The organism is Nostoc sp., from assembly GCF_036916575.1.
In the GTDB taxonomy this organism is placed as follows: Bacteria; Cyanobacteriota; Cyanobacteriia; order Cyanobacteriales; family Nostocaceae; genus Nostoc.
The window spans coordinates 21,426-33,645 of the sequence record NZ_JBALGC010000084.1; the positions used below are offsets into that span (position 1 = coordinate 21,426).

Below are 12,220 nucleotides of genomic sequence, written 5' to 3' on the forward strand. Positions count from 1 at the left end.
TCTCACTCCTGAAGATAATAACAACTAAGCTGCGAACGCCTCAATCTTGCTTCGTTTACCGCTCTGAATGCGGTCTTCTGCTAATCTTTTAGCAGCATCGTTGGTAGTAATTCCCTGCTGTTTAGCAATATCAAAAATTGCTAATAGGGTGTCATAAATGTTATGCACTTGCTTGAAAGCTTTTTCTTCGTCATAACCAATCATTTCGTTGTAAACATTGATTAGCCCTCCGGCATTAATTACATAATCGGGGGTGTAAAGAATCCCTTTTTTGGCAAGCATTTGACTATGTAGTTGCTCATTTTCCAATTGATTATTAGCTGCACCAGCAATAATGGAAGCTTTTAGAAAAGGAATTGTATGACTATTCAGAATTCCTCCTAAAGCGCAAGGAGCAAATATATCTACATCAAGAGCGTAAATTTCGTTTGGTTCTACAACAGTTGCGCCAAAAAGTCGTCTTACCTCTTCTGCTTTGGCTGGATTTACATCGCTAACAAAAAGCTTGACATTATGCTCATGTAAGTGCCGACAAAGATTTTTACCAACATTTCCTAAACCTTGAACTGCAACTTTCATTCCATCAAGTCTTTTGCTCTGCCAACGAGACTCTACAGCCGCTTGAATTCCGAGAAAAACTCCTAGTGATGTTATGGGAGCAGGCCCACCAGACTTTTCTGAGACGCCAACAACATATTTAGTTTCTTGACTGATTGTCCGGACATCATCAGGAGTAATATTGACATCTTGTCCGGTAATAAAACGTCCATTCAGGCTATCAACAAAACGTCCGTAAGCTCTCAACAAATCATCTGTTTTATTTTCCGGATTAGCGATAATGACTGCTTTTCCGCCACCAGCCGGAATGTTGGCACAGGCAGCTTTATATGTCATACCACGACTGAGACGAAGCGCGTCTTTTAAAGCAGTTTCTTCGTTGACATAAGGCAATAGTCTTGTAGCTCCCATTGCTGGCCCTAAGGTCGTGTCATGGATAGCAATAATTGCCTTAATTTCGGGATTTTTACCATGACAAAAAAGAACTTGTTCGTGACCCATTTCTCTAACAGTTTCAAATAGCAGCATTTTGACCTCTCGATATTGTTTGGGATTGGTTAGAGAAAGTAATGACCATTACAAAATGTAAATAGATAGACACAAAAACACTCGGGAATATTAAGATTAGATGAAGTAAGAAAAAAATAATGATCAAAAATTAAAAATTCCAGTTTGGTGAGCGTAGTTGTTGGCTGGAATAAAGTTTTTGCCTTTTCTAAATTCATCCTTGGTGTTTCGCTGAATGGACTAATCCAAACCGCGTTGTAAATTCCGCATTCTGGGAGTGTCCTAGTGTCCATAACTATTGAATGAAATTGCAAACTTTTAAAATCAAACCATTGGAAATGAAACTTGCTTGGTCGGATTTTTAGCCAGACTTGATTTAACTCCTTGTGCTGCCAAACTTTTATTACGTCCACCAGAGGGTGCTGGTCGATCAGCGTCAATTACTACATCAATGAGAAAGGGAACGGTTGATGCGATCGCTTGTTCTAATGCTGGTTCGATATCTGACTCTCTGACGACTACGATCGCTTCTGCTCCCATACCGCGAGCAATCATGGCGAAGTTTGTTGGTGGAATTGTTGCGTCTGCACCCTTTAATCCCAAGATTTTCATCCCTTGATGACACATGTTGTAACGCGCGTCGTTGAGTACAATCCAGATTGCAGGAATTTTGTGTTTTACAGCTGTGCTGATTTCGTTATTCATCAGCATTGCTCCATCGCCGACAATACCTACAGCCTTGCCATTGTTCGCTAACGCTGCACCTAAGACTCCTGTGACGGCGTGACCCATTGCTCCGACTCCGGTGCTGACTCGGTAACGATTGGCTTGGGCAAATTGCAGTAGATGAGTTGACCAAGTAAATGAGTTACCGCACTCTGCCATGATTACGGCATCGCTACCCTCAACAATGATCTTTTGAATTGCTGCCATCAATACTTCTGGTCGCACTGGATAGTCTACGTCTGAAGCAGGTTCAATTGCTTTGTGTTCTGGACGAGGTAACGACATTGTGGAACGAGGAGCATCTGGCAACTGCTGCAACAACTCTTGCACAAAGGCTTTGATCTCAGACCGAACCCCGAAAGTTTCAACGTGTGGATACGCCACTCCTGGCACTTCTGGGTCAATATCTACATGGACAAAACCTCCTTTTGGAACTAGTGCCGAACTCCAGAAGGAAGTTGGTTCACTAAGGCGGCTTCCCAATACGAGTGTGCGTAGTGGAGGTTGCTGTTCTATATAAGTCAAGACGGAAGCATGACCGCCTAAACCTGTAACACCCACAAACTGGGGATGATCTTCGGGGAAGATACCTTTACCACGGGGTGAACACATGACGGCTGCTCCAGTTTTCTCAGCAAGTTGGCGGATTTCGTCTGCCGCGTCACGCGCACCGAAACCAACCCAGATGGCAAAGGGGCCAGATGATAATAACTCTATAGATTTAGCGATCGCTTCTTTTGAAGCAGTCATCGCAAAGGGAGGAACATCTAGTTGAGGCAAAGCTATATTCTCAACTAAACTTGTCTGCACACTGGTGGGAATGCTCAAATGGGCAACAAATCCGCCTGGTTGCGCCATAGCCAGAGCCAGTTTGCGGAAAATCTGCGGGAGTTGAGCCGCAGATTCAATAGTGATTGCATAGTTGAATAGCGCTCCTGAGGTAAAAATTCCCCCACTGGGCAATGTGTAAGTGCTAGTTTCTTGAATAGCCCAACGTCCACGCTGCGGTGCTGAGGTGCAAGCCGATAGCAAAATCACCTTTGCACCTTCACCACGAGCCGCAAATAATCCAGTGAGGGCGTTGGTGATCCCCGGCCCGGCTGTGGTAAAAACTACAGTAGGGCGATTGCTAGCAAAGTATGCTTCCGTTGCTGCAAATGCGGCTCCTGCTTCATGGCGAAAGTTCAACACCTCTATACTGCTATTGGATAGTGCACCCCAAAGGCTTGCCATTGCACCGCCTGCGACACCAAAAGCATAGCTTACTCCCAAATTTTCCAACATCTGAGCGATCGTATCGGCAACTGAGAGCGTTGGGGCTGTTTCGTTCAGTAAAAAAGGCTGAATTCTCCCGTTATTCTCCGATTCATCAACCTGATGCGAAACGTCAGACACAGACTCTCCATATCTGTTTGATGGAATTTCTTTGTATGACTCAGTGGTGATTAGAGGAGAGTTTGAACCAGTATAGTTTTGACTCATTAGTTTCACGTAAGTACAGAAAGTTACACAAAGGCTTTTTAGTTTACAATCACAGCAATGGCAATATTTAATACAAACAACTCTGTTGTTTCTTACAGCTATGACCTAGTTTGGTCGGTAGTAGAAATGGTTGATCGCTGCTGATTGATGCTTGTGAGCGCAGTACCAAAAAATTTTACCAAAAGCATACAACAGTTGAGGCTGTGCTTCTTATGAGCAGAATAGAGGAGATAAAGACTGTTGTGCAATCAAAAATCTTTTGATTGAAGTGTCAAATTTTTCGCTTCTACTGTGATGAAAGAGCGTTAAGTACGTTGGCAGGGAAAAACCAAATCATTTAAACGTATATAAACGAGCAACTAAGCTTAACTCAAGGACATCTCAGAATCTTTACAAAACTTAATGTAGTTACTTTTAATAGCACCAACCTATTTATTTAACCGTCTGCGGAGGTTTTTGACTTGTGATAACTATCATGATCAAAACCGCCGTTGCAATGAAAAATCTTTTGATAAGGGTGTCAATTCTTTCGTTTTTATCGTGATTATGACATTTTTAACTTAGTCATTCTAAAAAATTGATATTTTGCGATCGCTCTTAAGGCACATTACCAAATTTACAATAGAAAATCTTTTGATGTGGTTGTCAATTCTTTTGCTTTAAGACTTACACAACTTTTATATTTTTTCGTCAAGGTTGTTTAGGGAAGCCAGCACCCTAATCAGACAGTCCGGTCTTCTCCCAAGTGGCTCCCCATGAGCGACTGATTGTCTTCATTACTTGATAAAATCTATTTTTAATGACATATTACTCAGTAACATATACTTAGTATACGAATACAATGTTTCTTTATGAAAAAACAAACATAATACTATACCTAAAAATATACGTATTTTTTTAAATGTAATGTACTCCTTACGACGGATGACTAAGCATATTTTTCTATAGTTAAATTTATGAGATGATAATTTAAGATAAATTAAGAAAATAAATTGATGAGTAAAATTTGCTCATTTAAGCCAAGCCGATCACTGAAAATTCCTTTATATTGAGAATCAAACGACTGTATACGAGTAGTTTGCCAAAATCCTTGCTGGCGAAAGGTTAAAGGATAAAAATTTTTATCCTTTAACCTTTCCCTAGCCGAAACCCAGCAATTTTAGGTTGGGGAACCATTACTTAGCTCTGGTGCAGGGCTAGTACCGCAAGGCGGAAGTCAAAAGTAACTCATTCAAAAGTTAAAAGTATTATGGAATAAGCTCTTTAGGGATTTTAAATGGTTGCTCGTCTTGCAAAGTGACGCTCCTGCGGACGCTCGTTCCTCGCTACCGCTTCGCTAACGAAGAGGCTGCGCTAACTGATGCCGAACGCGAGTGCGTCTCGTAGAGAAGGCGGGCTACGCCAACGGCGGCAACCGCCGCTCAATGCCAGTTCCTTTAAGTGGGGGAACCCCACCAACGGACTGGCTCGACTTTCCGCTATTTACGCGGTGGCGTACTAGTTTAAATTTAAAATATTTTTTCTACTTATAGATTAAGAGTTTAAAACTTTTATCTAATAAGGTTTATTGACTAATCTGGATTTGGTTTGTCTAAGTTTTGTGTTTTCATAAAAAGCTGTTGAAGTCAAGAAGAAATTCAAAATATTTAGTTTTTTTTTATAAAAATTTGGTTCAATAATTCACTTTTTATTGATATGATAAGTTTTGTTAAGAGAGGAATGTTTTTGAATTACTAACTAATTTTATTTTTTAACAGCTTAACAATGCACCAAAGATTTTAGTAAGTTATGACTATTAACTGATTATTGGCTATGGTGCTGATTGATACCAGGAGTAAATAGGAATATGAATTCTGGCGAATATACATTAGCTACATCAAACAATCAATGGGCGCTACAACCAGAAGTAGAGATGAAGTTTGCTCACTTCTTAATAAATCAGGCTGTAGATGCTGCCTTCTGTTTAGGAGCAAACGCGCAGTTTCTTTACGTCAACGATGCCACTTGCCTGATGACTGAGTATTCCCGTGAGGAATTACTTTCCATGAGGCTGGATGATATAGATGTAGACTTTTCTCTACACAATTGGTCAGATATTAGCTCACAGGGTTTCGTTACCTTTAAATCTCGCTACCGGACAAAAGCAGGTCGGATCTTTCTAGTAGAAATATCCATTAACTATGTAAAACACCAAGATATGGAATTTGGCTGTGCCTTTGCTCGTGAGAAAACTGATGAAATAGTAGAACTGAGCGTGCAAAAGTGGACTGATGAATTAAGGGATGCCAAAGACAATTTGCAACAGGAATTTTCTCAACTCAAGGTAAAAGAAGTAGAACTAGAAACATCCCTATCTTTACTTCGCTCTACTCTCGAATCTACTGCCATTGGTATTGTTGCAGTTAACTTTGAGGGAGATATTCTGAGCTTGAATCAGAAATTTGTGGATATGTGGCAAATCCCAGAGTCCCTAATACTATCCAAGAAATGTCCTCGATGCAAAGCCTTTTTTGAGAACCAACTTAAAGACCCACAAGCCTTTAGTCGGCTGATTTGGGAAGTGTCTAGCCAATCTGATTTCGAGAGCTACGACATTCTGGAGTTGAAAGATGGAAGAGTTTTTGCACACTACTCTAAACCTCAGTGGCTCGATAGCAAAATTATTGGTAGAGTGTGGAGTATTTGGGACATTTCTGAATCGAAACGGACTGAAGAAGCATTGCGGTTGAACGTAACTAGATTTCGGACTTTAGCAGAAACGACAGATGCTAGCACTTTTCTGATTCAAGGCACGCGACTTTGCTACATAAATCCAGCAGTGGAGAAACTCACTGGCTACACAACTGAGGAACTGCTAACAGGCTTTGAACTGCGCCGACTGATTAAAAGCAAAAAACGTAGGCAGGTACGCAACCAGGCTGAAGCAGGTAACTTTGAATACCAAGAGATAAATATTTTGACAAAAAATGGCACGGAGCGCTGGCTAGCCTGCGCGGTTGCCATGTTAGATGGAGTGCTAGATTTTGGAGGAAACCCAGTCGAACTGATTGCAGGCATCGATATTACCGATTACAAATATGCAGAATTAGGTCTTAACCAAGCTTTAGAACAAGCAAAACAACTTAGCGAACTTAGAGCGCGTTTTCTTTCTATGGTTTGCCATCAATTCCGGACTCCACTGAATATTGTTTCATTTTCTAATAGTTTACTAAAGGAAGAAGTAGACAAACGTACACAGAAAAAAATACAACCATTACTCGATCACATTCAAAAAGCCACTGAACAACTCAGCCAGATGTTGGATGATATTTTGTTCTTCTCTAAGGCAGAATCAGCAAAAATAGACTTTGAGCCAAAACCGCTTGATTTAGTTCAGTTTTGTAATGATTTAGTTACACAAATGCAGATGAGTGTTAGACAAATTCCGATTAATTTTGTAAGTCAAAATAAGTCTCTAATAGCCTGTATAGATAAAAAACTATTAGAGCCTATTTTGAGAAATTTGCTTGACAATGCAATAAAGTATTCCCCCTCTAAGATAGCAATTGATTTGAAACTCTCTTGTCAAAATGAGAAAGTAATTTTCCAGGTCAAAGATATGGGTATCGGTATTCCATTAGTAGATCAACAACGAATATTTGAGCCATTTTACCGTGGTAGTAATATTGATCATATACCTGGGACTGGACTAGGACTATCGATTATTAAAACCCTTTTAGAATTACATCATGGTCAAGTCTCTGTAGAAAGTCAAATTGGTGTGGGTACTACGTTTACTGTGAGGTTTCCATTCCTCAAATCAGAGTTTACCAGTTCCGAGTTATGAGTCTTGAAATGAAGATAGTTGTTAATTCATAACTTAACAATTATAACTCTCAGAACAAAGTAATTAATCTCATACCTATTTACATACTCACCAAAGAGTCTAGTAAGCAGCTTCTGCAAAAAGTTATGGTAATAGAAAATGATGCCCGAATCGTCGAAGAAAATTCTCGTCATTGAAGACGATAACGTTACCCGCAATCTTTATTTAAAGGGTCTTGAGGCTAAAGGTTTTGATACCATAGGTGCTGACAACGGTCTTGCTGGTATCCAACAAGCACAAGAGCATATACCCGATTTAGTGATTTGTGATATCACGATGCCCGATATGGATGGTTATAGCGTTTTAGCTACGCTACGCCAAGAGCCTCTTACAGCAATTATTCCTTTTATTTTTCTGACTGGGAGTAGTACCAAAGCAGATGTTCGCAAAGCTATGGAGTTGGGAGCAGACGACTATCTTAGCAAACCTTCTACACTAGACGAATTGCTCAGAGCGATCGCTATTCGCTTGCAAAAGCAAGCTACTCTCCAATACTGGTACACTATTCAATTCGAGAAAGCTGCAAAATCACTATTTACAGATAATACTACAGCGACCACTGTAGGTGTTGCCGTTGCCGTTGCCGAAGCCTCTGTTAGAGAAGCCTCTGGTAGAGAAGCCATGATCCCTGATTCGTCAATCTTTCCCTGCATTCCTCAATTAAAAGAAGTTTTCGACTTTATCGAAGCTCATTATCATCAAGGAATTACTTTGTGTGATGTGGCTCTTGCTGTTGGTTACTCACCTGCTTACTTAACTAACCGAGTCGCAAAGCAGACAGGAGAGACTGTAAACTGCTGGATTGTCAAACGCCGGATGGCGGGAGCTCGTTCTTTACTCCAAAATAATAATGAGACAGTCGAGAAGATAGCGAAAGCATTGGGCTATCAGGATGTGTCTCATTTCTCCCGCCAGTTTCGCCAACATCACGGTTTACCTCCCCAGGCTTGGCGCAAAGAGCATCAGCTTGGGGAGCAAAAACAAGTGACACTCTGGTAAAAGTGCTGAAAGCAGAAATACAATATTTCCCATTGCATCTACCGAATGTGGGATATATGCATCTTGTCGGCTTCAGGCAGTATTTCCATCCTCATTGTCTTTTATCCTCAGAAGGCTACCGAGTTACCCAATTTAAATAAATAGTTGCGTAAACTCATATATTAAATCCACTCTACCCTTACGTAACATGGCTGGATCTAATCTTTCGGTAGTATTGCAAGTCATCAAGACAACTAACCGTTGCTGCATCTGAATACCAGAGTCATCAATTACACTCTGATATAAAGTGCCATCCAGCAAACTTAGAATGTGTTCGGTTTTGTTATTGTATTGCGCTACCTCGGAAGCACGATTTTGCGCTATATTATCAGCTTCGTTAATAACGATACAAATACGCTCTATGTAAGTCGGTGGCACAAAATTAGCGATCGCATCATGATCTAAAATAAAAATTACATACCCTAAAGGTACAAGAATTTCTTTTGCTACTGCCTGTGTCCAGACTGTTTTACCTGTACCTGGTTGCCCATGTACAACAACCGCTAACTGGTTTTGATTAAGAATCGCTTGCTGTACAGAATCAGTAAAGTTTTGAATATCTGCGGGAAATGTGCGAATGGGAAATTGACTATGAACTTTGCCGACACGACTTTGATATCCACTCAGCATAATTGCTAAATCGTAAGTCGCTTTGCTAATTAGTGGCGCGAGATTTTTCGCCATTAAACTATATTGTCGTCGTCCGCGATCGTAGGGATCAATTTGCAACCAAACGTCATACTTCGACCAGTAAGCATAAACAGTATTGATAACGTCTAAGCGTTCCCAACTCACAAATTTATCTCTAGGAAAATAAAAATCTCTTTCTAAGTAATACTGAGTAATAATGTCGGGATTACCCAACACATGTAAAACTCTCAGTACAGTAATTTCTTGCAGTCGGTTAAGAACATAATCAATGGGAATGCTACTACGACTGACAAATTGGACGATGGGCGTTTCCGTACTCAAAACATCTTTATAGCGATGATCTGGTGATTGAGGATCTGGCGTAATATAATTCCAAAACTTTTCAACTTCGTAGCGGGTATTATCAGATACAATATTTAATAAATTAGCCCACCAAGCATAATTATTTCGTCCCAAAATCTCAGCAACATTACTCGCTAAATTCAAACTTTTTTGAGTTAATTCGCGGGAGTCACTGTACAACAGTTGCCACAAAAACTCCCAGTCTAATTCTCGGTTAAACGGTCGCCAACCGCTAGCAAGCAAGCTTTGTCGGGTATTATTTGTAGGAGTGCCTTCATTGCTTCTAAAATAGTCAAAATCCATATTTGTCAGTTATGCAGCGTTGAGCGAGTTATTTTGGGTGAAGTATGAGATTTTGAAAAAGTTTTTTTGTAATATCAACTAATTGCGTACAAATGGTAATTTTATTTCCACCGTGCTGTACTGGGTAGGAAGTCTTTTTAATCTAACTCATTCTTCATGTATTATACTATAATACATCAACAACTACCTGTGTCAACTTATTTAACAAAGCAATTGGTAAGTGGGGGTTAACTTTTAGCTATTGATATACCTGTGCCATTTATACATCTATAGATGAGAACTAATATCATGCCCGTAGAATTACCCAGAATATAAAGCACTTAGCATCATTTTTGCCTGATGTCAAAGTTATTCTTACGTGAATTCGACGGCTCATATAGTGTCCATCTAATTAGCTTAATTAAAAGGCCTCTAAGAGATTTTACTACGTAAAACCGTCCCTCTCCGAGTTCCAAAGGCACAGATTTGAACTTTAGTTCAAGGCAGGGAGAGGTTAGTCAAACTCACGTTAAACTTTGGCTAGGCAGGGTATAAAGAAAAATCTGGCAGATAATCTACATGGAATCATGTAACCGTTGTTGAACCCAATCAAATACCCTTAGTAGGTTAAGCTGACAATACATTGATTATCCTTTCACAAGAGTAATAAAATATCGTTAATCAAGTCGAGTATTTGCCATTTATTTCTATATAACCCTCTGAAAGATCGCAACCCCATACAGTTGCAGAAGCTTCGCCAATATTGAGGTTAACATGAATATCTACTTTATCTTTGGACATAATTTGCCGCAACTGTTCCAGATTTTGATTAGTTAAGCTATTAGGATAAACTTTCACGTTATCAAAACTGATAATAACTCGTTCTGGATTTATCTGCTGTTCATTTTCACATTTGCCTATAGCCATAGCAACTCGTCCCCAATTCGGATCTGCTCCATAGACGGCAGTTTTTACTAATGGTGAATTCACAATTGCTTTAGCTACTGTTTCAGCTTGTGCATAGTTAATCGCCGAATCTACAGTCACCTCAATAATCTTGGTAGCACCTTCTGCATCTTGGGCAATTTTCAGCACCAATTCTTGTGCAACTTCTTGCAATGCACTGGCAAAATCTGATTCTGAAACTTCACCGGCTATTCCATTAGCTAAAATTACGGCGGAGTCACTAGTAGAAGTGTCAGTGTCTACACTCAGACAGTTAAAGGTTTTATCTATAGTAGAGCGAAAAATAGAACGAAGGCTATTTGCAGAAATTGCAGCATCAGTAAAAAAGAAAGTTAGGAGGGTAGCCATATTAGGCTCAATCATGCCGACACCTTTGGCAATTCCTACCAGCTTAGTATTTCCTATTTGCCGTGTAGCTAATTTCGCTACTGTATCGGTGGTCATAATACCACGGGCTGCGGCATGAAAATCAGCAGCAGTCAATTTTTTCCCCAATCCTAATAAACCTGTTCGGATTTTTTCAATTGGGTAACGTCTGCCAATTACACCTGTAGAAGCTATCACAATATTATGTTCAGCAATTCCAGTTTCAGTTGCAACCAATTGCAAAACCTCTTGTGCGTCAGTGATCCCAGCAGAATCATTAGCTACATTTGCATTCTTAGATATAACGACAATTCCTTGTGCTTGTGAATCTTTTAAGTTATCGCGGCTAATAATAACACTTGGTCCAGCGAAAAGACTTTGAGTGAAGACTCCATCAGCAACACAAGGAACTGATGATTTAATAAATACAAAATCATCAGTTGTATCTCGAATTCCCAAATTAGTAATAAATGCACTAAAACCCTGAGGTGTGGAAGATATAGTTAATGACATTTTTCTGAATTTAATAATTTGCTTTAATTATCACATTTATGTGTAATAGTGAGAATTTACAATAATTCATAATTATTAATTTTTTAGTAATTTATTTTATAATTAAAGTCAGCATTTATTAAGTTTATACCGATTAACTGTGAGGCTACATAGAACCAGTTGCTCAAGCCCAAAGTCTTACCAAGCCTGATTTTGTGCAGCTTATTAGAGAATTGGTCTTAGCAACTTTATATACCTTCAATTGCTATTATAAACTTATAAATCAGTTAATGTGAGGATGAATATTATCCATCCATTGCCGCTTTACACTTAAATGTTTTCTTGCAGTTGTTCGGCTAAATTATGTACTATAGATAAACCTAATCTCGAATCACCTTGATTCCAGATGTCTGCAATGAGGAGGCGATAAAATTTCTCAAAGATTCGCGGTAACTCTGTTACCGAAATATCTGCTGAATTACTGGTAGTAATAATAGTCTTTACGGGCGCTTCCGAGGAATTGTGACGCAATACGCTTGGGTTAAGGCTAAAACTCTTTCTTCAAGTCAATTTTTTAACGAACCGCCAAGGACGCAAAGGACGCAAAGAGAAGGAAGAAATTCTTAACCCAAGCGTATTGAATTGTGACGGACAGTTAGGACAATTTCATCACCTGCAGGTTTGTATTTATAGGCGTTATTGAACAATTCTACTAAGATTCGTTTTAAGCCAATGCCATCTGAGAACAACGACAGGAGATTTGAAGGGAGATTTATCTGTAGAGTTTGCTGATGTTCTTGAAGACGGATTTTAAACGGCTCAATAACCTAGGGCAACCAGTGTTGTAAGAGCAACGCATCAGGTGTAATAATTGAATAAGATAAGCTTTCCAGCCGTTGTAAGTCTAGTAGATCGTTAATTAATCTTAGCTCGCGATCGCACTCG

8 protein-coding genes are annotated in these 12,220 nt (G+C 39.6%); 3 read left to right on the forward strand and 5 right to left on the reverse strand.

The window, feature by feature from the left end; all coding sequences use genetic code 11:
- Window positions 1–24: 24 nt before the first annotated feature.
- Both scyB and scyA read right to left on the reverse strand, forming a co-directional pair.
- Window positions 25–1,086 (reverse strand): tryptophan dehydrogenase ScyB, encoded by a 1,062-nt coding sequence (gene scyB, locus V7L29_RS17375; protein ID WP_334736270.1) that lies wholly within the window; start codon window positions 1,084–1,086, stop codon window positions 25–27.
- Window positions 1,087–1,389: 303 nt separating this feature from the next.
- The gene (gene scyA / locus V7L29_RS17380; protein WP_334693749.1) at window positions 1,390–3,273 is read right to left on the reverse strand and encodes a scytonemin biosynthesis protein ScyA; all 1,884 of its coding nucleotides are present in this window, start codon (window positions 3,271–3,273) and stop codon (window positions 1,390–1,392) included.
- Window positions 3,274–4,633: 1,360 nt separating this feature from the next.
- On the opposite strand from scyA, the gene V7L29_RS17385 reads away from it, so the two are divergent.
- From V7L29_RS17385 to V7L29_RS17395, 3 genes are all read left to right on the forward strand, one after another.
- Entirely contained in the window at window positions 4,634–4,774 is a 141-nt protein-coding gene (locus V7L29_RS17385) for a hypothetical protein (RefSeq protein WP_334693750.1), read from the forward strand.
- 345 nt (window positions 4,775–5,119) lie between these two features.
- On the forward strand, window positions 5,120–7,099 hold the full coding sequence (locus V7L29_RS17390; protein ID WP_334736271.1) for a scytonemin biosynthesis sensor histidine kinase: 1,980 nt from the start codon (window positions 5,120–5,122) through the stop codon (window positions 7,097–7,099).
- A 138-nt stretch (window positions 7,100–7,237) separates the two neighbouring features.
- Complete coding sequence (locus tag V7L29_RS17395; protein ID WP_334693752.1) at window positions 7,238–8,137, forward strand: response regulator transcription factor; 900 nt, start codon at window positions 7,238–7,240, stop codon at window positions 8,135–8,137.
- Between the two features lie 132 nt (window positions 8,138–8,269).
- Here V7L29_RS17395 and V7L29_RS17400 read toward each other — a convergent pair whose 3' ends face one another.
- The 3 genes from V7L29_RS17400 to V7L29_RS17410 form a co-directional block, all read right to left on the reverse strand.
- A complete protein-coding gene (locus V7L29_RS17400) occupies window positions 8,270–9,472 on the reverse strand; it encodes an AAA family ATPase (protein ID WP_334736272.1) in 1,203 nt (400 codons plus the stop codon).
- 660 nt (window positions 9,473–10,132) lie between these two features.
- Entirely contained in the window at window positions 10,133–11,296 is a 1,164-nt protein-coding gene (gene argJ, locus V7L29_RS17405; protein WP_334736273.1) for a bifunctional glutamate N-acetyltransferase/amino-acid acetyltransferase ArgJ, read from the reverse strand.
- 309 nt (window positions 11,297–11,605) lie between these two features.
- A complete protein-coding gene (locus V7L29_RS17410) occupies window positions 11,606–11,806 on the reverse strand; it encodes a hypothetical protein (protein WP_334693755.1) in 201 nt (66 codons plus the stop codon).
- Window positions 11,807–12,220 lie beyond the last annotated feature (414 nt).

Excerpts from the sequence above, each read along its gene's own strand:
- scyB (WP_334736270.1), bottom strand. The coding sequence starts at position 1,086 with ATGCTGCTATTTGAAACTGTTAGAGAAATGGGTCACGAACAAGTTCTT.
- scyA (WP_334693749.1), bottom strand. The coding sequence starts at position 3,273 with ATGAGTCAAAACTATACTGGTTCAAACTCTCCTCTAATCACCACTGAG.
- V7L29_RS17385 (WP_334693750.1), top strand. The coding sequence starts at position 4,634 with ATGCCGAACGCGAGTGCGTCTCGTAGAGAAGGCGGGCTACGCCAACGG.
- V7L29_RS17390 (WP_334736271.1), top strand. The coding sequence starts at position 5,120 with ATGAATTCTGGCGAATATACATTAGCTACATCAAACAATCAATGGGCG.
- V7L29_RS17395 (WP_334693752.1), top strand. The coding sequence starts at position 7,238 with ATGATGCCCGAATCGTCGAAGAAAATTCTCGTCATTGAAGACGATAAC.
- V7L29_RS17400 (WP_334736272.1), bottom strand. The coding sequence starts at position 9,472 with ATGGATTTTGACTATTTTAGAAGCAATGAAGGCACTCCTACAAATAAT.
- argJ (WP_334736273.1), bottom strand. The coding sequence starts at position 11,296 with ATGTCATTAACTATATCTTCCACACCTCAGGGTTTTAGTGCATTTATT.